We start from the raw sequence: 21,790 nt of genomic DNA, 5'->3' as shown, positions 1-21,790 counted from the left end.
CGCTCACCATGGCAACCATCCAAGGCACACGCAGGACCAGGGCCGTGAAGGGCACCCGGAGCCGGGGCACCGCCCTGCACGCCGTCCTGGTCGTCGGGCTGCTGCTGTCGGCCTTCCCGTTCTACTGGGCCGTCATCATGTCGACGCACAAGACGTCGGACATCTTCTCCTACCCGCCGAAGCTGCTGCCGGGCTCGCACCTCCTCGACAACGCCCGCCACCTCTTCGACAACATCGACTTCTTCGGCTCGATGTTGAACTCCCTGCTGGTGGCGGGCTCGGTGACCTTCCTGGTCCTGTTCTTCGACTCGCTGGCGGCCTTCGTCTTCGCCAAGTTCGACTTCCCCGGCAAGAACGCGCTGTTCGCCCTGCTGATGGCCATCTTCATGGTGCCGGCGCAGCTCGCCGCCATCCCGCAGTTCGTGATCATGGCGAAGCTCGGCTGGATCGGCACGATGACCTCGCTGATCGTCCCGGCGGCGGCCAACGCGTTCGGCATCTTCTGGATGCGCCAGTACATGAAGGGCGCCATCCACGACGAACTCCTGGACGCCTCCCGGATCGACGGGGCGAGCTTCCTGCGCCAGTACTGGCACGTGGCGCTCCCGGTGGTCCGGCCGGGGCTGGCCTTCCTCGGCATCTTCACCTTCATGGGCCAGTGGAACGACTACGCCTGGCCCCTGATCGCCCTCACCAACCCGGACAACGTGACCCTCCAGGTCGCGCTGTCCCAGCTCAACGGCACCCACGGCACGACCGACTACGGCATGGTGATGACCGGCGCCCTGCTCGCCCTCGTCCCGCTGCTGATCGTGTTCGCGGTCGGCGCCCGGCAGATCATCGGCGACCTCGCCAAGGGGGCCATCCGCTGATGTCCCGCGATCCCCTGATCGCCCTGCGCCCCTGGGAGGCACCCGAGGTGACCTCCTGGGGGCGGTTGCCGATGAGCGCCGTCGACCGTCGGCCGGGTGCGGTGTCCCTGGACGGCGACTGGCGGTTACGGCTGCTGCCGGCGCCGGACGCGCCGGCCGACGACACCTGGTCGACGGCCCGCGTCCCCGGCGCGTGGACGCTGCAGGACACGGACGACCTGCCGCGGTACACGAACGTCCGCATGCCGTTCGCCGAGTTTCCGCCGCCGGCGCCCGCGGCCCATCCGACGGGCGTCCACGAGCGTGCGGTGGACATCCCGGCCGACTGGACGGATCGGCGGATCGTGCTCCACGTCGGGGCCGCCGAGAGCGTGCTCCTGGTCCAGGTCGACGGGCGGCCCGTGGGCATCTCCAAGGACTCGCACCTGGCCGCCGAGTTCGACCTGTCGGAGGGCGCGGCCAAGCGCGGCTGGGCGGACCCGGACTCGGCCTCCGACATCGCCTGCCCCCTGTACGCGCCGATCGAGGACTGCGTGGCCGCGCTGTCCGGTCGGCAGACCAAACCGCTCATCCAGTGCGAGTACCCGCACGCGATGGGCAACAGAAACGGCACGCTCGCCGACCACTGGGCCGCCATCGAGTCCACCCCGGGTCTTCAGGGCGGCTTCATCTGGGAGTTCTGGGACCACGGAATCCTGCAGCGCGTGAGCGACGGAAGACCGGCAGGGCGCGCGGGCGCCGGACTCTATGACAACGGTGTCTCCGCGCCCGGCTACCGGTGGGCGTACGGCGGCGACTTCGGCGAGACCCTCCACGACGGCGCGTTCATCGCGGACGGGGTCGTCTTCCCGGACCGCACCCCGAAGCCCGTGCTGTACGAGCACCGGGAGCTCGCGGCGCCGGTGCGGATCGCCTGCTTCCGGCACGAGGGCATCGTCCTCTCCAACCACCAGCACTTCCGCGGCCTGGACTGGCTGGCGGGGCGCTGGGAGCTGTCCCTGGCCGACGGCCGCACCCTGACGGCACCCGCCGAGCTGCCCGACCTGCGGCCGGGCCAGACGGCCGCCGTGCCGCTCCCCTTCGCCGTGCCGCACGACGGCGGCGAGGCCTGGCTGACGCTGCGGGTGACCACGACCGAGGACCTGCCGTGGGCGCCGCGCGGTACGCGGGTGTGCACGCCGCAGGTGCGGCTGCGGGCGGCCCCCGCCCCCGCGGACGAGCCCCCGGCGGCGCACCGCGGCATCGAGGTGGACGGGGAGGGTCTGCTGGTCCACCCGCTGCTGACCGCCGGCCCCACCCTGTCCCTGTGGCGGGCGTCCACCGACAACGACGAGCTGGGCGGCATCGCCCGGCGCCGGCGCGGGTGGGGGCTCGACTCCCTGGTCCGCAAGGTGGTGTCGGTACGGCGGGACGACGACCGGGTGACCGTGCTCGCGGAGTACGCCGGCGCGGTCGGCGTCGTCCGGCACCGCCAGGAGTTCACGCCCGTCGCGGGCGGCGTGCGGGTGGCCGAGACGGTCGAGCTGCCCGTCGAGTTCGACGACGTGGCGCGGGTCGGCTCGGTGTTCGAGACGGTGTCGGGCCCGGACCTGCTGGAGTGGTTCGGGCAGGGGCCCTGGGAGTCGTACCCGGACCGCGGCGCGGGCGCGCCCGTCGGCCACCACACGGTGCGCGTGGACGAGTTGTTCACCCCGTATCTGCGGCCGCGGGAGAGCGGCGGCCGGCACGGCGTACGCCGCTTCACGCTGTCGGCTCCGGACGCCGGCGGGCTCACGGTCGAACTGGACGAACCACGCCAGGTGTCCGTCACCCTCCCCCAGCCTTCGGCCGGGGGGACCCCCCTCCGCGCCGAGGACCTGACCGCCGCCACCCACCACGACGAACTGGTCCCGCACCCCGGGTGCGTGGTGCACCTGGACGCGGCGCACCGGGGGCTGGGCACGGCCTCGTGCGGCCCCGACACCTCGCCGTCCTGTCTCGTGGCACCGGGCGTCCACCGCTGGACCTGGACGCTGCGCGCTCTTTGAACCTCCTCCTCCCGTTGCCCCCTCCGCCACCTTTACTGCCACCTTTACGGAGCACACGTGTGTACGTCGCATGACCATGCCCAGGGCGAGGCCGCGCAGGCCGGTGCCGGACGACGCAGTTTCCTGAGGGCCACCGCGCTGCTGGGCGCCGCCGCCACGGCCGGTGCCGTCCTCCCGGCCACCGCGGAGGCGGCCACCGCCGAGACGGCCTCCGCGTGGCGGCCCGACGCCGAGAGCCGCCGCTTCACGCTCGCGGTGATGCCCGACACCCAGTACCTGTTCGACGGGCCCAGCATCGACAAGAGGCCGGTCGAGGCCTCGCTGCGCTATCTGCTGGAGCACGGCCGGGACGACAACATCGTCTTCCTGTCCCACCTCGGCGACCTCACGCAGAACGGCGCCAAGGAGGAATGCGCCGCGATCGGCGAGGCGTTCGGGCCGCTCGACCGGCGCGGCGTCGGCTACAGCGTCCTCGCGGGCAACCACGACGTACGGTCCTCGACGGACGACCAGCGCGGCCCGACGCCGTACCTGGACACGTTCGGTCCGCGGCGCTTCCAGGGCAAGCCCACCTTCGGCGGAGCCTCCCCGGACGGCTACAACACCTTCCACCTCTTCCGCGCGGCCGGGCGGGAGTGGTTGGTGCTCGCCCTCGACTGGCGGCCGTCGGCGCAGGGATACGCCTGGGCGAAGGACGTCCTGGCCCGGCACCCCAGGACGCCGGTCGTGCTCACCACGCACGAACTGGTCGTGGCGGACGACGCCCTGTCGGACCACGGGCAGCAGCTGTGGGACCAGCTGATCGAGGACCACGACCAGATCTTCCTCACCCTCAACGGCCACTACTGGCCGGCCGGGCGGGCGATCCGCAAGAACGCGGCGGGCAACGACGTCCACCTGCACCTGACGAACTACCAGAACCGCTACTTCGGCGGCGCGGCGATGATCCGCCTCTACCACTTCGACCTCGACCGCAAGACCATCGACGTCGAGACGCTGTCGCCGTGGATCCTGGGCCGGGCCGCCCAGGGGCTGAACGAGCTGGAGCGGCAGGAGATGGAACTGTCCGGCGCCGCGGACCGGTTCTCCGTCGACATCGACTTCGAGCAGCGGTTCTCCGGCTTCGCGCCGGTGCCGCCGCGTCCGGCGCGTCCCGCGGCGCGGATGCTCGTCCCGGGCACGGTCGCCTACTGGCGCTTCGACGGCCACGAGTACGGCGCCGCCCTCACCGGCACGGTCCGCGACCTGTCCGGTCGGGGCAACGACCTGGTCCCGGTCACGGTGGGCGAGGGCCGGCTCGTGTGGTCCGCCGCACACCACCCGGACCAGCCGGGCCACGGCAGCCTGGAGTTCCAGGGCTACAAGTCCCCGCTGCGGGGCGCCTACCTGCGCACGGTCGACGGCGCGCCGCTCAACTCGGCCACCCTCCGCTCCGGTTACACCATCGAGGCCTTCTACTGGCTGCCGGCGGACTGGGACGCCTCCCACAACGCCTGGTCCGGGCTGGTCGGCCGGGCCGGCCGCAACGGGACCGCCGGGCCGTCCACGGACGACCCGGACGAGCCGCTCGCCACGCTGTCCGTCTCCGACGGACCCGGTCCGCAGTGGGCGGCCCGGCCGCTCAACCAGCAGCAGCTCGCCACCAACTGGGGTGACGAGACCGCGCGGGAGACCTGGTGGCACGTCGCCGTGGTCAACGACGGACGGCACACGACGATGTACGTCCAGGGCTGCCCCGTGGCCCGCAACCCGCACGCCCCCGCCGCCGGGCTCGCCTCGGCCGGTCTGCCCTGGCTGGTCGGCGGCTACGAGTACGGCGGGAAGATCGACCAGATCCTGCACGGCCGGCTCGGCGACATCCGGATCGTCGAACGGGCGCTGCCGGTCACGTCGTTCATGAACCACTGACCCCCTGTCCGCGGACCTCCCCGAGGATCACCCATGACCGAGCAGCAGCTGCCCTCCTGGGCCGACCCGTCCGTCTCCCCCGCGAGCCTCGACCCCCAGGGCGTGTCGAGACGCCATCTCCTGCGCCGCGCGGGCCTGTTCGGCGCCGCGTTCGCCCTGGGGTCGGCGGCGACCCCGGCGCTGGCCGCCGGGCGCGGCCCCGCCCTCGGCGGGAGCGACCCGCGTCTCGCCTACGTCGTCGGCGACCACCACGTCCACTCCGTGTACAGCCACGACGCCAAGTACACGTTCGCCCAGATCGCCGGCGCCGCCGCCCGGTACGGCCTGGACTGGATGGTGTTCAACGAGCACTCCAACTTCGGGCACGCCCGCTACGGCGCCCAGCTGGAGCACGAGGAGATCGTCAAGGCGCGCGCCGCCAACCCGCGCCAGCTGATCTTCCAGGGCCTGGAGTGGTACATCCCGGGCGCCGAGCACGCCACGATCTTCGCCGCGCCCGGCCCCCACGAGGTCGACCTGCTCACGCAGTTCGAGCTCGCCTACGACGGCAAGCTGCTCGGCTACACCGACGGCGCCCCGGACAACCCGAACACCGCCCGCAACGAGGCCCACGCGGTCAAGGCCGTCCAGTGGCTGGCCGAGCAGCGCCGCACCGGCTACGTCGACGACGTCCTGGTCCTCGCCAACCACCCGCTGCGCCTGGGCATCGACTCCCCGCACGAGCTGCGCAACTGGCGGGACGCCGCGCCCGAGATCATGATCGGCATGGAGGGCGCGCCCGGCGCCCAGGGCGCGGCCATCCCCGGCTGGCGCGGCGCGACCACGTCGATCCGCGGCGAGTACGAGAACAGGCCGTCCGCCAACTCCTGGGCCGGTTACCCGGCGGAGGCCTACGTCACCTACGGCGGCTTCGACTGGGCGACGGCGACCGTGGGCGGCCTGTGGGACGCGATGCTCGCCGAGGGCAGGCTGTTCTCCGTCACCACCAACTCCGACGTCCACCGGGTGGTCTTCGACACCTGGAAGAACGGCGACTGGCCGCCCGGCCAGAACTTCGACAACACCGGCCGACTGCCCGACCCGGTCGACACCGACACCCCGCAGCCGGGCAGCGACTTCTGGCCCGGCGAGTTCAGCCGCACCCACGTCGGCGTCACCCGCTACGGCTACCGCGCCGTGATGGCGGGCCTGCGGGCGGGCCGCGTCTGGCTCGACCACGGGCACCTGCTCGACGGGCTCGACGTCCGGCTGAAGCGGGACTGCGACGACGAGCGGGGCGTCACCCTCGGCGGCCGGCTGCGCGTCCGCAAGGGCGAGCGGCTCACGCTGTACGCCACGGTGACCACCGCCTCCCGGCCCAACCCGCACGACATCCTGCCCGAGTTGGCGCACGTGGACGTGATCCGGGGAGCGGTGCGCGGCCCGGTGACGGACCGCGACAGCTGGAAGGCGCCCGACACCAAGGTCGTCCGGTCCAAGGAGGTCATCGGCCGCACGGGGACGTACACCCTGCGCATCCCGCTGACCGCCGGTGACGAGTCCTTCTACGTCCGGCTGCGCGGCAGCGACGGCAACCGGCACGGCGCGGGTCTTCTGGGCGCGTCCGTCGACCCGCACGGCCCGATCGCGCACGAGCCCGGCAATGGTGACCCGTGGGTCGACACGTGGTTCTATTCCAACCCCATCTTCGTGGACGTGAAAGGTTGTTGATGAAGCGTCAGCTGCTCACCCTCACCGCTTTGGCGGCCGCCCTGACCCTCGGGACCCCGAGCGCCTTCGCGGCCGGGGAACCGCACTGGGCGCAGACCGGAACGTCGTACACGGACACCCTCGGCGGCGGGCAGGGCCTCGCGGACCGCGCGGACGGCTCCCTGCTGTACCGCGGGCTGCTGGACATCCCGCTGGACCTGCGGATCAAGGGCTGGAACCACGTCGGCGACCCGGACATCGCGCGCGGCTACGTCTTCGACGCCTACCAGGGCGCGGACTCGGCCACGTCGAAGATGTACGCGGTCACCACGCCGTCCGGTCAGCGCTACGACTACACCCACCGGCTGAACCCGGGCGAGAAGGTGAACAACTCTTTCGCCACCGTCTCCCCCGACGGGCAGTGGCTGGTGTCGGGCGAGTGGGGTGACCAGAGCAGGCTCCAGGTCTTCCCCGCTCCCCTGCTCAACCCGTCCACCCCGGCCAGGGGCGGCGACCTGCCGGAGGCGGGCCAGATCACCCTGGACCGGCCGGTGCGCGACATCCAGGGCTGCGACTTCGTCACCGACACCCGTCTGGTGTGCGCCTCGGACGACGCCTCGGGCGCGCTGTTCCCCGAGATCCGGCCGCTGCTCCAGGTCGACCTCCCGCACCGGCTCGACGGAAAGCCGGTCACCGGTTCGGTGCGGAGTCTGTTCGCCGTGCCCCAGTCCAGCATCTGCACGGGCACCTTCGAGGCGGAGGGCGTCGACTACGACACGAAGTCGGGCACCCTGCGCGCGGAGGTGATCCCGCCGGGGGTGTGCGCGGTGGCGACGACCGTCTACTCGTACCGCCTGCAGTAGAAGCGCGACGGACGCCGCAGGACGGCGGCGGGTCTCCCGCCGCCGTCCGCGGTGCTCGTGACCCGGGTCAGCAGTTGCCCTTCGTACTCCTCCCCTCGAAGCGGTCCCCGAGCCAGTTGACGACGTCGCCGATCGTCTGCGGGTCGCCGGAGAGGTGGTCACCGAGGTACGGCGTCCACTGGGTGGTGACGCCGGCGGCGCAGTAGGCGCGGCGGGTGGCGTCGGCGGTCTCGGCGGGGATCACCTCGTCGAGGATCCCGCGGTACTGCAGGACGGGGAAGCCGATCTCGTAGCGGGCGCCGGAGCCCGGTGTGCCCACGCCGACACCGAGCCTGTTGCCGTCGACGACCTCGCTCCACGTGGTGCCGTCGGGTGCGTGCAGGGCGTAGATCTGGTCGAGGGTCAGCCGGTCCTTGGTGTACTGCTCGAACCGGGCGCCCGCGAACCGCGCGACCGTGCCGACGGCGCACAGCGACTCGGCGTCCCGCACCGCCTTGCGGCCGTCGTCGTCGAGGAGTTCGTCGAACGGCATGTCCGGATGCGTGACGGACAGGCCGATGACCGCGTCCACCAGGAACCCGGCGAAGAACTGCCCGTCGAGGTTGCTCGCCACCTGCTTGAGGTCGGCCGGGATGCCGCCGGACGCCGAGCCGACGACGTTCAGTTCGGGCGCGTACGAGCGGGTCAGCTGGGCCGCCCACAGGCTGCCGGAGCCGCCCTCCGAGTAGCCCCAGATGCCCACCGGAGCCTGGGGGCTCACCCCGCTGCCGGGCACCCGGGAGGCGGCGCGGGCCATGTCGAGGGTGGCGTGGCCCGCCTCGGCGCCGACCGCGTACGGATGGACCTGGCCGTCCAGGTACCCCTGGCCGTCGGTCGCGGCGACGGCGTAGCCGGCGTTGAGCAGCGCCGCGAGGTTCGGACCCTCGTAGGCGTCCTGGTACTCGCCGGCGAGCTGTTTGGAGAACGCGCACTGCGGCCCGATGCCCAGGGTGCCGGGCACGAAGGCGACCACCGGCCGCTCGCCGGGCTTGGTCCAGGGCTTGCGCGGTACGACGACGGTGCCGGCCACGACGACCCGCCTGCCCCGTCCGTCGGTGGATCCGTACTGCACCTTCCAGGCGTCCAGCGGCGGTGCGCCGACCACCATGGGGAGGGAGTCGACGCGGCGGCACGCGACGACGGCACCGGGCGCGGCGCTCGCGCGGTCCGGGGGCCGGTAGATGTCGGCGTCCGCGGCGTCGCACACCCGCGGTGTCCCGGCGGCGGTGGCGGAGACCGCCGGCACCGTCAGCAGTCCGCCGAGCAGGGCGGTGGCGGCGACGAGTGCGGCTCGTCTGGGCAGTGGTTTCCTCAACCTGCGTGACATCACCTCGGTACGTCCCTTCTGTGGGGTGAAGAGGCACGTGAAGCTGAGCAGGCCGTGAGGTTACGGAGACGTAGGTAAGCGCTGATAGTTAAAGGATGATGAACATCGGGGACGCGGCTGTCCGCCCGTGACTAGCGCCGCATATGCCGAGCACGGGTACGGAACCATCCGTTCCGCGCTCGTGACCCGGGCTTTCGTGCGGCGCCGGGGTGCGCGGCCCGCCCGGGGTGTGCCCCTGTCCGGGGCGCGGAACGTGTACGAACCCAGAGGGCCCCGAGTCCGACTCGTTCTCGGATCGGGGCCCGGTGGAGACGGGTGCCGGGTCAGCCCGGCAGCGTGGCCAGCAACCGTCGGTCGCGGGGCGCCGGTTTGCGGTCGAGGCGGGCGTCCAGCAGACGGCGGGCCGCGTCGCAGCGGCCGGCCGCCACCAGCGCGTACAGCAGCGTCTCCTCGACCACCTCGCGCTGGGCCGCGCTGCCGCCGACCCGGCGCAGCACGGGCAGCAGCGCGTCCAGTCCGCTGGCCGCCTCCCAGAAGCGCTCCTCGACGAGCGCCGCGAACGCCTCGCACAGCGGCGCGACGACCTCCCGCTGCACCGGATCCGCGCCGGCCGCGTGGTCGCGCAGCCGGCGCAGGGCGGGCAGGTCCCCGGCGGCGGTCAGGGCGACGGCCGCGTGCAGCGCGGTGAACGCGGTCGCGGGCCGCTCCAGCACCTCGCGCTCGACGGCGTCCAGCACGTCGGTCGCGGGCAGGTCGCCCCGCCAGCTGTCGCTCAGCCGCGCCCGCCACAAGAGCGACCCCGAGTCGACCAGCGCCCGCACCCCGGTCACCCGGCCGGGCGCGAGCTGGGCGAACCAGCGCCTGCGGACCGCCGCCGGGTCGTCCAGGGCGAGTTCGTGCAGGGCGATGTGCCAGGAGAAGTGCGCCCGGTGGACCGCGCCGCGGCCCCGACCGGTCACCCACTTCTCCAGCCAGTCGCGGCCCGCCTCGTGCGCGCCGGACTCGTAGTGCACGTGCGCGAGGGCGTGCACCGCGTGCCCGGAGGCGGGCTCGGTGGCCAGCGCCCGGTGCGCGAGCTCGCCCGCCTCGTGCAGCCGGCCCTGTCCCTGGCGCAGGAAGGCGAGCAGCGAGGTGTGGAACCAGTGCCCGTCGTAGGCCGGTGAGGTCACGTCGAGCAGGCCGAGCGCGTCGTCGTCGTGCAGGTCGCTCACGCCGGAGAAGGCGATGGTGGGCACGGCGGCGGCGAGCGCCAGCGCGTCGCCGGGATGCTCCCGCAGATGGCGTACGAGCGCCTCGTCCCCGTCCCCGCCGGTGACCCGGCGCGTGACCACGTCCACGAAGGACCGCTCGCGCTCGTCGGCCCGTTCGCGGGCCGAGCGCTGGGCGTCGGCGAGGGCCCGGGGCACGTCGACGGCGGCGCCGCACTCGTGGCCCAGCAGGGCGAGGGAGGCGTGGCCGAGGGCGAAGCCGGGGTCGAGGGCGACCGCGCGGGCGAAGGCGTCCCGGGCGCCGGAGCGGACCTTGAGGACCCGGTCGAGCCCGCCGCGATAGGCGGCGGCCGCCTCGGCGTGGGTGGACAGGGCCAGTCCGTGCCCGTCGACGGGGCGCCGGGTGGTACGGCGCCGGGGGGCGAGCGGCGCCAGCAGCTGCTGGGCCAACTCGGCCGCCTGGACCCGGATTTCGGGGATGGCGGTGGTCTCCCACAGCTCGCCGCGGCGCGGGGCGCCGAGCGTGAACAGCGGGAGCCCGGCGGCGCCGCTCGCGTCGAGGAGCCGACCGTCGTGGGTGGCGACACCCATGCCCAGCGGACCGGGCACCGTCGTACCGGCCGCGAACAGCGAACTCCACAGCGGGCCGTCCGGCAGCCGCCCGGGACCGGTGCAGTCGATCACCCAACCCACGTGCAGGGTACGGCCGTTGGAGAGCTCGACGGCGAGCGGGCCGTCGTCCTGCGCGGTCACCCGGGCGACCGTGCCGGTGTGCACGTGCAGGCGCCGCGCGGTCCGCGCGCGGGAGACGTGCTCGGCGGTGGCGGGGGCCATGCGATGGCGGTGGGTGTTCCACAGGGCGCCCTCGCGGGCGAGGAACTCCGCGCGCTCCTCGGGCGAGAGACTGCGCCACAGGCGGGGGGTGTGCGGGCGGAGGCTGTCGAGGCCGGGGCGCCAGTCGCCGTGGGTGCGGACCGAACGGCTGAGATGGCGGTAGACCGCCCGTCGCAGCCGGGCCAACGAGGTGTCGGACAGGTCCGCCGGGGCGGGCATCACACCGGCCGGGCGGAGCGTGTGCGGCTGGGGCAGCAGTCCGTTCCGGGAGAGGGCGTGCACGCTGCGGTCGGGCCGGTCGAGGGTCAGGGCGAGGTCGACGGCGGTCAGACCGGTCCCGACGAGCAGCACGGCCTCGGTGCTCTCCCGCGCGCCGTCCAGGGCACCCGGCGTCCACGGCGCGCCGACGAAGCGGGGCGAGTCGCGCAGGGCGGGCGGCACCCAGGCGGCGGCCGGTCCGGCGGGTCCGGTGGCGAGGACGGCGGCGTCGGCGGCCAGCCGTGTCCCGTCGGCCAGGCGCAGCTCCATCCGGCCGTCGGGGGTGGCGCCGCAGCTCTCCGCGCTGGTGCGCAGGCGGCGTACGGCGACCGTGCCGTGGGCGCGGACGACGGCCTGGCCGAGCGTGTCGGCGAGATAGGCGCCGTAGCGGTAGCGGGTGGCGTAGTCGGCGCCGGTGACCTCGGGTTCGCCGTGCCGGCACAGCCAGCGGGTGAAGTGGCCGGGGTCGTCGGGGTAGGCGCTCATGTTGCCGGCGGGCACGTTGAGGCGGTGCCGCGGGTCGGGCGTGGCGTAGGCGGTGCCCCGGCCCGCCTCCGGGGCCGGGTCGATCAGGACGACGTCGAGGGGAGTCCGGCGGCGCGACGCCGTCTCGCAGAGCTGAACGGCGGTCAGTGTGCCCGCCGCGCCTGCTCCGACGACGGCCACGGTGTGCCGCTTGCGGACTTCGGTCACGGATACCTCCGGAAATGCCGTACGGGGCGCGGGATCCCACCGGAAAAGCAGGACACCGGTCGGCTGTTCATACCTCGTTCACACCGGGATCGACAGGGGCAACCGCGCTTTTTGGCCGTGTCGTCCGCGGGTCCTCACCCGAATCCCGTGCGACGGTACCGGCCTGAACGGCTGGAATCCGTCCTGGGCGGACCGGAAGGCAGGCGGCGCCGTGCCGTACGCGGGTGGCTTCGCCGGATGAACTCCACCGAGAAGCAAGGACTTTCTTTGATTCAAGTCTTGACGACCGAAGGAGCGGAGAGCACATTGGGCCCACTTTGAGAGCGCTCTCAAACCCGGCTCCCAAGGGAACCCCCGCAACTCCCCCGCACCCGAGAGGCACCCCCATGAGTGAAACCTCCGGTATCCCCAGACGGCGGCGGGCCCTCGTCGCCGTCCTCGCCACGATCGGCCTGGCGGCCGTCGCGGCCACGGCCGCCACCCTGCCGGCCAACGCCTCCGCGCCCACGCCCCCGTCCGGCTGGACCCAGGTCTTCCTGGACGACTTCAACGGCTCCGCCGGCTCCGGCGTCAACACGGCCAACTGGCAGTACGACACCGGCACTTCGTACCCCGGCGGCCCCGCGCACTGGGGCACCGGCGAGGTCGAGACGATGACGTCCAGCACGAACAACGTCTCGCTCGACGGCAACGGCAACCTCCGGATCACCCCGCTGCGCGACGCCGCCGGCAACTGGACGTCGGGCCGCATCGAGACCAACCGCACCGACTTCCAGCCCCCGTCCGGCGGCAAGCTGCGCGTCGAGGCCCGCCTCCAGATGCCGAACGTCACGGGCACGGCCGCCGAGGGCTACTGGCCCGCGTTCTGGACGCTCGGCGCGCCGTACCGCGGCAACTACCAGAACTGGCCCGGCGTCGGCGAGCTGGACATCATGGAGAACGTCCAGGGCCTGAACAAGGTCTGGGCCACGATGCACTGCGGCACCAACCCCGGCGGCCCCTGCAACGAGACCACCGGCATCGGCAACAACATCGCCTGCCCGGGCAGCACCTGCCAGTCCGGCTTCCACACCTACACGATGGAGTGGGACCGTTCGGTCAGCCCCGAGGCGATCCGCTTCTACGTCGACGGCGTCAACTACCACACGGTGACGGCGAACCAGGTCGACGCGACGACCTGGGCCAACGCCACCCACCACGGCTACTTCGTCATCCTCAACGTGGCGATGGGCGGCGCCTTCCCGGACGCGCTCGGCGGCGGCCTGGACGGCGACACCGCGTCCGGCCGCCCGATGGTCGTCGACTACGTCCAGGTGCTTCAGTCGTCGGACGGTGGGAGCGGTACCACACCTCCGCCGTCCGGCGGCCGGGACGCCTACGGCACCATCCAGGCCGAGTCCTACGACAGCCAGTCCGGCGTGGGCACCGAGGCCACCTCGGACACCGGCGGCGGCCAGAACATCGGCTGGCTCGCCGGCGGGGACTGGGCGCTGTACAAGGGCGTCGACTTCGGCTCCACGCCGGCCACCCAGTTCCACGCCCGGGTGGCGAGCGGCGCCGCTTCCGGGGTGAGCGGCCTGGTCGAGGTACGCCTCGACAGCCGCGGCAACTCCCCCATCGGCAGCTTCGCGCTGGCCGACACCGGCGGCTGGCAGACGTGGCGGACGATACCGGCGAACATCGGTTCCGTCACCGGCACCCACGATGTGTATCTGACGTTCACCAGCGGTCAGCCGGCAGACTTCGTGAACGTGAACTGGTTCGACTTCGGTCACTGACCTTCCTTCGGACTGAGGGCGATCTCCCGGCCTCCCTGCCCTTCTCGCCCCTCTCGCCCCTCTCGCCCGGCCCTGGCGGACGGCGACCCGCATGCCGTTCGCCAGGGTCCGGTCGACGCATCCGCGCCACACTTCGGCCGTGGCCGCCCGAGCCGTCCAGACGTCACCGATGCGCCGGGCCCCCCGGAAACGTCTCCCTCACGGCCGACGGGTAGGTTCCGTAGGAGAAGACAAAGCACGGGGGACCGGGGGACCCATGACGCATCAGCAGCCGTACGGCGACCAGCAGCCACAGGGTTTCGGCCCTCCGCCGCCGCAGTACGCCCCCGCCCGGCCGCAGTACGCCCCCGCTCCACCGCAGTACGCGCCGCCCCAGCACCCCCAGCCGCCCGTGCCGCCCCAACCGGCGCCGACGGGACCGGAGTTCATGATCGTCGACCGCCACAACTCGATCGTGGTCGACGTGGACGGCGTCACGTTCGAGGACCACGGCCTCACCGCCGAGTTCTCCTGGCAGGAGATCCGCAGCGTCCACTACAAGGCGAGCCCCTCGGGCAAGGCCCTGATGACGGCCGTCGTCCACATCGACGGCAGGGTCTTCGAGTGCGCCGTGACGGCGAAACCGCGCGCACTGCTGGGACAGTGGTTCGCGCACCTGGCGGCGGTCCTGGGGTACTACCGCCCGATGGGTTACTGACAACAGCTCAGGTCACTGCCGCAGCTCCGCCCGGAACGTCACCGGCGTCTGTCCGGTGCGCAGCTGGAAGAACTTCGAGAAGTTCGCCGCGTCGGGGAAGCCGACCGCCGCGCCCACCCGGCCGACGGGCATGTCGGTGTGGGCGAGCAGCCGCTTGGCCTCCAGGACGACGCGTTTGTCGATGAAGCCCTTGGGGGTCTCGCCGGTGGCGGTGCGGACGGCGCGCACGAGGGTGCGGCGGGAGTAGCCGAGCGCGTCGGCGTAGGCGCTGACGCTGTGGTTGGTGGCGAACCCCTTCTCCACGGCGTCGCGGAACAGGGTGAACGTCGTGTCGGCCTGCTGCCGGGCCGCCTCCGCGGAGCTGGCGGCCAGATGGGACAGCCGCAGCAGAAACGCCGTCAGGCTGTGGCGCAGTACGGCGGTGTGCAGGGTGAGCGGGAGGGTCGTGGTGTCCTCGTACTCGCGTCGCAGCTGGGCGAGGGCCGCGCGCAGCGCGGCGAGCCGGGCCTCGTCCGGGTGCAGCAGGGGCGGCAGGTCGTAGCGGTAGAGGCCGGTGGCCTCCACGGTGGCGCGGGGCAGGAAACCGGGCTGCATGGTGAGCACGGTTCCGCGGTACTCGCTGGTCCGCGAGAAACGGTGGACCTGTCCGGGGCGGATCCACAGCAGGTCGCCGGCCGTCGCCTCGTGGTCGGCGAAATCGACCATGTGGCGCACCGGGCCGTCGTCGAACAGCATGACCACGTGGAAGTCGATGCGGTGGACACGGTGCAAAGGCGCGTCCACGTGCCAGGTGCGGCCGGCGCCCATGGGGCCCACCTGCATGCCGACGCCGCAGACGCTCAGGTCGGCCGGGAAGGCGAAGGTTCTGATCCCGTCCCCGTCGCCCTCGCCGTGGGGTGCTCTGTCCGTCATGTCCTTCTCGTGCCGCCCTGCCGTACCGCCGGTGTCCCACTTTCACCACAGGCTGACACACCCCGACCTTCCCTCCAAAAAGTCAGACTTTTAGTTTTGAACGCGTCCGCCAGATACCGCGCTTCAATCGAGGACTTCTTGAAGAAGAGCACGCAGACAACCGACGGCTTCGAGTGGACCGACCTCGACCGGCGTGCCGTCGACACCGCCCGCCTCTTGGCGGCCGACGCCGTCCAGCAGGTCGGGAACGGCCACCCCGGCACCGCGATGAGCCTGGCGCCCGCCGCGTACACGATCTTTCAGAAGGTGATGCGCCATGACCCGGCCGATCCGGAGTGGACCGGCCGTGACCGCTTCGTGCTGTCCCCCGGCCACACCTCGCTGACCCTCTACACCCAGCTCTTCCTCGCCGGGTACGAGCTGGGACTGGACGACCTGAAGGCGTTCCGCACGCACGGCTCCAAGACCCCCGGTCACCCCGAGTACGGACACACCGCGGGCGTGGAGACCACCACCGGCCCGCTGGGCCAGGGCGTCGCGAACGCCGTCGGCATGGCGATGGCCGCCCGCTACGAACGCGGCCTGTTCGACCCCGAGGCCCCCGAGGGCACCTCCCCCTTCGACCACACCGTCTGGGCGATCGTCTCCGACGGCGACCTGGAGGAGGGTGTCTCCGCCGAGGCCTCCTCCCTCGCCGGCCACCAGCGGCTCGGCAACCTCGTCCTCCTCTACGACGACAACCACATCTCCATCGAGGGCGACACCGCCACGGCCTTCTCCGAGGACGCGCTGAAGCGGTACGAGGCCTACGGCTGGCACACCCGGCGCATCGAGCCGACGCAGGACGGTGACGTCGACGTCCACGCCCTGTACGCGGCTCTGGAGGCGGCGCGGGCCGAGACCGGACGCCCCTCGATCATCGCGATGCGCACGATCATCGCCTGGCCCGCCCCGAACGCGCGGAACACCGAGGCCTCCCACGGCTCGGCGCTCGGCGAAGACGAGATCGCCGCCACCAAGCGCGTCCTCGGTTTCGACCCCGGGCGGTCCTTCCAGGTCGACGCCGACGTCCTCGCCCACGCGCGCGAGGCTCTCGACCGCGGCGCCGAGGCGCACGCCGCCTGGGACAAGCGGCTCGACGAGTGGCGCGGCGCCCGGCCGGAGCGGGCCGAGCTGTTCGACCGGATCGTGGCCGGCCGGCTGCCCGAGGGCTGGGAGGACGCCCTGCCGGTCTTCGAGGAGGGCAGGTCGGTCGCCACGCGCGCCGCCTCCGGCAAGGTGCTCCAGTCGCTCGGCGCCGTCGTCCCCGAGCTCTGGGGCGGCTCCGCCGACCTGGCCGGCTCGAACAACACCACCATCGACACGACGTCGTCCTTCCTGCCGACGGGCAATCCGCTGCCCGAGGCCGACCCGTACGGCCGTACGATCCACTTCGGCATCCGCGAGTTCTCGATGGCCGCGGAGATGAACGGCATCGCCCTGCACGGCAACACCCGCGTCTACGGCGGCACGTTCCTGGTCTTCTCCGACTACATGCGCAACGCCGTACGGATGTCGGCGCTCATGCAGCTGCCGGTGACCTACGTGTGGACGCACGACTCCATCGGTCTCGGCGAGGACGGCCCCACCCACCAGCCCGTCGAGCACCTGGCCTCGCTGCGCGCCATCCCGGGGCTGAACGTCGTCCGCCCGGCGGACGCCAACGAGACCGCGGTGGCCTGGGCCGAGATCCTGAAGAGGCACGCCACCCACCCGGCCCCGCACGGGCTCGCGCTGACCCGCCAGGGCGTGCCGACGTACGCGCCGAACCCGGACGCGGCCAAGGGCGGCTATGTGCTGCGCGAGTCCGCCACCGAGACCCCGGAGGTGATCATCGTCGCCACCGGTTCCGAGGTGCGCCTGGCGGTCGACGCGCGCGAACTGCTTGAAGCCGAGGGGATCGGCACCCGTGTGGTGTCGATGCCGTCCGTCGAGTGGTTCGAGGAGCAGCCGCGGGCCTACCGCGAGCGGGTGCTGCCGCCGTCGGTCAGGGCGCGGGTCGCGGTCGAGGCCGGCATCGGCCTGACCTGGTACCGCTACGTGGGTGACGCGGGACGCATCGTCTCCCTCGAACACTTCGGCGCCTCCGCCGACGCCCGGACCCTGTTCGCCGAGTTCGGTCTCACCACCGAGAACGTCGCCGCCGCGGCCCGGGAATCGCTCGCCGCCGCCCGCGGTTGATCCGATCGCCAGAAAGAAGATGATCAAAGTGACCGAAGCAACCGCGACCGCGGGAGCGCTGGGACGCCTCGTCGACGAGGGCGTCTCGATCTGGCTCGACGACCTGTCGCGGGGGCGGATCGAGTCCGGCAACCTCGCCGAACTCGTCGCCACGAGGAACGTCGTCGGCATCTCCTACGCCGAGGTCGTCCAGCGGCTTCAGGACGAGGGCGTCGCCAAGTTCGAGGTGGCCTGGCAGGACCTGCTGAACGCCGTGACGAAGTCCCTGAACAGCAAGGGGGTAGCAGCGTAATGACCACCACTTCCGACCAGGAGTCGGCACCCGCCGAGGTGCGGGTGCCCGTCATCCCGGGGACCGCCTGGACGAACCCGCTGCGCGACGCGCGCGACCGTCGACTGCCGCGCGTCGCGGGCCCGTCCGGACTGGTCATCTTCGGGGTGACCGGCGACCTGTCCCGCAAGAAGCTGATGCCGGCCGTCTACGACCTGGCCAACCGCGGTCTGTTGCCGCCGGGCTTCTCGCTGGTGGGCTTCGCCCGCCGGGACTGGGAGGACCAGGACTTCGCGCAGGAGGTGCACGACGCCGTGCGCGAGCACGCGCGCACCCCGTTCCGCGAAGAGGTCTGGCAGCAGCTCGCCGAGGGCATGCGGTTCATCCCCGGCGACTTCGACGACGACACCGCGTTCAAGCAGCTGCGCGAGGCCGTCGAGGAGCTGGACTCCTCCCGGGGCACCGGCGGCAACTTCGCCTTCTACCTGTCCGTACCGCCGAAGTTCTTCCCCAAGGTCGTGCGGCAGCTCAAGAAGCACGGCCTGGCGAACGCGCCGGAGGGCTCCTGGCGGCGGGCGGTCATCGAGAAGCCGTTCGGCCACGACCTGGCCAGCGCCCGTGAGTTGAACGCCGTGGTGCACGACGTGTTCGACCCGGACCAGGTGTTCCGCATCGACCACTACCTCGGCAAGGAGACCGTCCAGAACATACTGGCGCTCCGCTTCGCCAACCAGATGTACGAGCCGATCTGGAACCGCAGTTACGTCGACCACGTGCAGATCACGATGGCCGAGGACATCGGCATCGGCGGCCGGGCCGGCTACTACGACGGCATCGGCGCCGCCCGTGACGTCATCCAGAACCACCTGCTCCAGCTGATGGCGCTCACCGCCATGGAGGAGCCCATCGCCTTCGACGCGGAGGCGCTGCTCACCGAGAAGCTGAAGGTGCTCAAGTCGGTGCGGCTGCCCGAGGACCTCGGCGGCCACACCGTGCGCGGACAGTACGCGGGCGGCTGGCAGGGCGGCGAGAAGGTCATCGGCTACCTGCAGGAGGACGGCATCGACCCGCAGTCGAAGACCGACACCTACGCGGCCGTCAAGCTGGAGATCGACAACCGCCGCTGGGCGGGCGTCCCCTTCTACCTGCGCACCGGCAAGCGGCTGGGCCGCCGCGTCACCGAGATCGCGGTGGTCTTCCAGCGTGCCCCGCACTCCCCCTTCGACTCCACGGCCACCGAGGAACTCGGCCAGAACGCGATCGTCATCCGCGTCCAGCCGGACGAGGGCATGACCGTGCGGTTCGGCTCGAAGGTGCCGGGCACCTCGATGGAGATCAGGGACGTGACGATGGACTTCGCCTACGGCGAGTCGTTCACGGAGTCCAGCCCCGAGGCGTACGAGCGACTCATCCTGGACGTACTGCTGGGCGACGCGAACCTGTTCCCCCGTCACCAGGAAGTGGAAGAGTCCTGGAAGATCCTCGACCCGATCGAGGAGTACTGGGCGACACACGGCAGGCCGGCGCAGTACGCGTCGGGCAGCTGGGGACCCGAGGAAGCCGACGAGATGCTCGCACGAGACGGACGGAGCTGGCGCAGGCCATGAAGATCGACCTGACCGACACCACGGCAAGCAAGATCAACAAGGCGCTGGTACAGGGCCGCCGCGCCATCGGAACCCCGGCCGTGGGCATGGTCCTGACGATGGTCATCGTCACGGACGAGGAGAACGCCTACGACTCGGTCAAGGCCGCCGAGGACGCCTCGCGCGAGCACCCCTCGCGCACCCTGGTCGTCATCAAGCGGCACGCCCGGACCCCGCGCGACCGCACCCGGTCCCGCCTGGACGCGGAGGTCCGCGTCGGCTCCGAGGCGGGCACCGGCGAGACGGTGATCCTGCGGACCTTCGGCGAGGTGTCCGAGCACGCCGACTCGGTCGTCCTGCCGCTGCTGCTGCCGGACGCCCCGGTGGTCGTGTGGTGGCCGGTGGACGCCCCCGAGAACCCCGCGAAGGACCCGCTGGGCGCGCTCGCCCAGCGCCGGATCACCGACATGTACGCCGTCGAGCACCCCCTCGACGCCCTGGAGACCCGCGTCCGCTCCTACGCGCCCGGCGACACCGACCTCGCCTGGACCCGGCTGACCCCGTGGCGGTCGATGCTCGCCGCCGCCCTGGACCAGGCCCGCACGAAGATCATCTCGGCCGCCGTGGAGAGCGAGGCCGAGAACCCGAGCGCCGAACTCCTCGCGCGCTGGCTGGAGGTCCGCCTGCGGGTCCCGGTCCAGCGGGTGGTCACCCCCGGGCCGGTCGTCACGGCCGTGCGCCTGGGCACCGACAACGGCGAGATCCTCATCGACCGCCCCGAAGGGCCCCTGGCCACGCTGACCCTGCCGGGCCAGCCGCCGCGCACCCTCGCCCTGAAGGTCCGCGCCACCTCCGAACTCATCGCCGAGGAACTGCGCCGCCTCGACGCCGACGAGATGTACGCCATCGCCCTGCGCGGCGACGGCATCAAGGAGAACGCCTGACATGTCTGACGCACTGTCGGATCACCCGAAGCTCAACCGGCGGCCCGAGTGGACGGCGCTCGCCGACCACCGCGCCCGGGGGCAGGCCTCGCTGCGGGAGCTGTTCGCCGCGGACCCGGGGCGCGCCGACCGCTATGTCGTCCGGGTCGGCGACCTGCTGATCGACTACAGCAAGCACCTGATCACCGACGAGACCCTGGCCCTGCTGCGGGAACTGGGCGCCGCCACCGACGTGTTCGGCCTGCGCGACGCCATGTTCCGCGGCGAGAGGATCAACCTCACCGAGCGGCGGGCCGTGCTGCACACCGCGCTGCGCGCGCCGCGCGAGGCGGTGGTGGAGGTCGACGGTGAGAACCGCGAGAACATCGTCCCGGCCGTGCACGCCGTCCTGGACAAGATGGCCGACTTCGCTCGCCGGGTCCGCTCGGGCGAGTGGACCGGTCACACCGGCCGGCGCATCAGGAACGTCGTCAACATCGGCATCGGCGGCTCCGACCTCGGCCCGGCGATGGCGTACGAGGCGCTGCGCCCCTACACGGCACGGGAGTTGACGTTCCGTTTCGTGTCGAACGTGGACGGCGCCGACCTGCACGAGGCGGTGCGGGACCTGGACCCGGCGGAGACGCTGTTCGTCGTCGCGTCCAAGACCTTCACCACCATCGAGACGATCACCAACGCCACCTCGGCGCGGTCCTGGCTGCTGGCCGGCCTGGACGGCGACGAGAAGGCGGTGGCCCAGCACTTCGTGGCCCTGTCGACGAACGCCGAGAAGGTGGCGGACTTCGGTATCGACACGGCCAACATGTTCGAGTTCTGGGACTGGGTCGGCGGCCGGTACTCCTACGACTCGGCGATCGGCCTGTCCCTGATGATCGCGATCGGCCCGGACCGGTTCCGGGAGATGCTCGACGGCTTCCGGCTCGTCGACGAGCACTTCCTGAACGCCCCGGCGGAGTCCAACGCCCCGCTGATCCTCGGCCTGTTGGGCATCTGGTACATCGACTTCTTCGACGCCCAGTCGCACGCGGTGCTGCCGTACTCCCACTATCTGTCCAAGTTCACCGCCTACTTGCAGCAGCTGGACATGGAGTCCAACGGCAAGTCGGTGGACCGGGAGGGCGATCCGGTGGAGTGGCAGACCGGTCCCGTGGTGTGGGGCACGCCCGGCACCAACGGGCAGCACGCCTACTACCAGCTCATCCACCAGGGGACGAAGCTGATCCCGGCGGACTTCATCGGCTTCGCCCGGCCGGTGGCCGAGCTGAGCGGGGAACTCCGGGCCCAGCACGACCTGTTGATGGCCAACTTCTTCGCCCAGACCCAGGCGCTCGCCTTCGGCAAGACCGCCGACGAGGTGCGCGCCGAGGGTGTGGCCGAGGAACAGGTCCCGCACCGCACCTTCCGGGGCAACCACCCCACGACGACCGTCCTGGCCCGCGAGCTGACCCCGTCGGTTCTCGGTCAGCTGATCGCGCTGTACGAGCACAAGGTGTTCGTGCAGGGCGCCGTCTGGAACATCGACTCCTTCGACCAGTGGGGCGTGGAGCTGGGCAAGGTCCTCGCCAAGCGCGTGGAGCCCGCCCTCACCGAGGGCGCGGACGTGCCCGGTCTCGACCCGTCCACCAGCAATCTCGTCGCCGCCTACCGCACGCTTAGGAAGTGAA

The 21,790-nt window shown here is 72.0% G+C and carries 14 protein-coding genes and 1 pseudogene; 12 read left to right on the top strand and 3 right to left on the bottom strand.

From position 1 onward, the window contains the following. Nucleotides 1-8 precede the first annotated feature (8 nt). From ACWGKT_RS32730 to ACWGKT_RS32710, 5 genes are read left to right on the top strand one after another with little or no spacing between them, the layout of a single operon-like run. Entirely contained in the window at nt 9-872 is an 864-nt protein-coding gene (locus tag ACWGKT_RS32730; protein WP_453276506.1) for a carbohydrate ABC transporter permease, read from the top strand. After that, nucleotides 872-2,899 carry a beta-galactosidase small subunit-related protein gene (locus ACWGKT_RS32725; RefSeq protein ID WP_453276505.1) on the top strand — a complete coding sequence of 676 codons (2,028 nt, stop codon included), beginning with the start codon at nt 872-874 and terminating at the stop codon, nt 2,897-2,899. Before ACWGKT_RS32730 ends, ACWGKT_RS32725 begins: the two co-directional genes overlap by 1 nt. 57 nt (nt 2,900-2,956) lie before the next feature. Then, nucleotides 2,957-4,807 carry a LamG-like jellyroll fold domain-containing protein gene (locus tag ACWGKT_RS32720; RefSeq protein WP_453276504.1) on the top strand — a complete coding sequence of 617 codons (1,851 nt, stop codon included), beginning with the start codon at nt 2,957-2,959 and terminating at the stop codon, nt 4,805-4,807. Between the two features lie 33 nt (nt 4,808-4,840). Then, nucleotides 4,841-6,517: a histidinol-phosphatase gene (locus tag ACWGKT_RS32715; protein ID WP_453276503.1), complete on the top strand. Its 1,677-nt coding sequence runs from the start codon at nt 4,841-4,843 to the stop codon at nt 6,515-6,517. Further along, nucleotides 6,517-7,359, top strand: a complete 843-nt coding sequence (locus ACWGKT_RS32710) for a hypothetical protein (RefSeq protein ID WP_235452069.1) — start codon at nt 6,517-6,519, stop codon at nt 7,357-7,359. Before ACWGKT_RS32715 ends, ACWGKT_RS32710 begins: the two co-directional genes overlap by 1 nt. A gap of 67 nt (nt 7,360-7,426) precedes the next feature. Here the strand turns inward: ACWGKT_RS32710 and ACWGKT_RS32705 are convergent, their stop codons facing one another. Further along, a complete protein-coding gene (locus ACWGKT_RS32705; protein ID WP_453276502.1) occupies nt 7,427-8,713 on the bottom strand; it encodes a lipase family protein in 1,287 nt (428 codons plus the stop codon). Between the two features lie 335 nt (nt 8,714-9,048). Continuing rightward, nucleotides 9,049-11,718, bottom strand: coding sequence for an FAD/NAD(P)-binding protein (locus tag ACWGKT_RS32700; protein ID WP_453276501.1), 2,670 nt, complete (start codon nt 11,716-11,718; stop codon nt 9,049-9,051). 386 nt (nt 11,719-12,104) lie between these two features. Between ACWGKT_RS32700 and ACWGKT_RS32695 the strand changes: the two genes are divergently transcribed. Together ACWGKT_RS32695 and ACWGKT_RS32690 are read left to right on the top strand one after the other, a co-directional pair. Next, on the top strand, nt 12,105-13,496 hold the full coding sequence (locus ACWGKT_RS32695; protein ID WP_453276500.1) for a glycoside hydrolase family 16 protein: 1,392 nt from the start codon (nt 12,105-12,107) through the stop codon (nt 13,494-13,496). A 256-nt stretch (nt 13,497-13,752) separates the two neighbouring features. Beyond that, nucleotides 13,753-14,193, top strand: coding sequence for a hypothetical protein (locus tag ACWGKT_RS32690; protein WP_453276499.1), 441 nt, complete (start codon nt 13,753-13,755; stop codon nt 14,191-14,193). Nucleotides 14,194-14,205: 12 nt separating this feature from the next. On the opposite strand, the gene ACWGKT_RS32685 is transcribed toward ACWGKT_RS32690, so the two are convergent. Then, complete coding sequence (locus ACWGKT_RS32685) at nt 14,206-15,105, bottom strand: helix-turn-helix domain-containing protein (RefSeq protein ID WP_453276498.1); 900 nt, start codon at nt 15,103-15,105, stop codon at nt 14,206-14,208. A gap of 138 nt (nt 15,106-15,243) precedes the next feature. Here ACWGKT_RS32685 and tkt point away from each other — a divergent pair, with 138 nt between their 5' ends. The 5 genes and pseudogenes from tkt (at nt 15,244) to pgi (ending at nt 21,789) form a co-directional block, all read left to right on the top strand. Then, nucleotides 15,244-17,325 (top strand): transketolase, encoded by a 2,082-nt coding sequence (gene tkt / locus ACWGKT_RS32680; RefSeq protein WP_453276497.1) that lies wholly within the window; start codon nt 15,244-15,246, stop codon nt 17,323-17,325. Nucleotides 17,326-17,344: 19 nt separating this feature from the next. Next, nucleotides 17,345-17,500 (top strand): annotated as a pseudogene (locus ACWGKT_RS32675) (transaldolase); the annotation flags it as partial. Nucleotides 17,501-17,616: 116 nt separating this feature from the next. Beyond that, nucleotides 17,617-19,203: a glucose-6-phosphate dehydrogenase gene (gene zwf, locus ACWGKT_RS32670; RefSeq protein WP_356147340.1), complete on the top strand. Its 1,587-nt coding sequence runs from the start codon at nt 17,617-17,619 to the stop codon at nt 19,201-19,203. Then, complete coding sequence (gene opcA / locus ACWGKT_RS32665) at nt 19,200-20,126, top strand: glucose-6-phosphate dehydrogenase assembly protein OpcA (RefSeq protein WP_453276496.1); 927 nt, start codon at nt 19,200-19,202, stop codon at nt 20,124-20,126. Before zwf ends, opcA begins: the two co-directional genes overlap by 4 nt. A gap of 13 nt (nt 20,127-20,139) precedes the next feature. After that, nucleotides 20,140-21,789: a glucose-6-phosphate isomerase gene (pgi, locus tag ACWGKT_RS32660; protein ID WP_453276532.1), complete on the top strand. Its 1,650-nt coding sequence runs from the start codon at nt 20,140-20,142 to the stop codon at nt 21,787-21,789. Nucleotide 21,790 lies beyond the last annotated feature (1 nt).

The sequence above is a fragment of the Streptomyces sp. NPDC054794 genome (assembly GCF_053611585.1).
Note: the sequence above shows the minus strand (reverse complement) of the source record. Positions and strands in the feature narration are given on the sequence as shown.

Coding starts and splice junctions, on each gene's coding strand:
- ACWGKT_RS32730 (WP_453276506.1), top strand. CDS start 9: ATGGCAACCATCCAAGGCACACGCAGGACCAGGGCCGTGAAGGGCACC.
- ACWGKT_RS32725 (WP_453276505.1), top strand. CDS start 872: ATGTCCCGCGATCCCCTGATCGCCCTGCGCCCCTGGGAGGCACCCGAG.
- ACWGKT_RS32715 (WP_453276503.1), top strand. CDS start 4,841: ATGACCGAGCAGCAGCTGCCCTCCTGGGCCGACCCGTCCGTCTCCCCC.
- ACWGKT_RS32710 (WP_235452069.1), top strand. CDS start 6,517: ATGAAGCGTCAGCTGCTCACCCTCACCGCTTTGGCGGCCGCCCTGACC.
- ACWGKT_RS32695 (WP_453276500.1), top strand. CDS start 12,105: ATGAGTGAAACCTCCGGTATCCCCAGACGGCGGCGGGCCCTCGTCGCC.
- ACWGKT_RS32690 (WP_453276499.1), top strand. CDS start 13,753: ATGACGCATCAGCAGCCGTACGGCGACCAGCAGCCACAGGGTTTCGGC.
- ACWGKT_RS32685 (WP_453276498.1), bottom strand. CDS start 15,105: ATGACGGACAGAGCACCCCACGGCGAGGGCGACGGGGACGGGATCAGA.
- zwf (WP_356147340.1), top strand. CDS start 17,617: ATGACCACCACTTCCGACCAGGAGTCGGCACCCGCCGAGGTGCGGGTG.
- opcA (WP_453276496.1), top strand. CDS start 19,200: ATGAAGATCGACCTGACCGACACCACGGCAAGCAAGATCAACAAGGCG.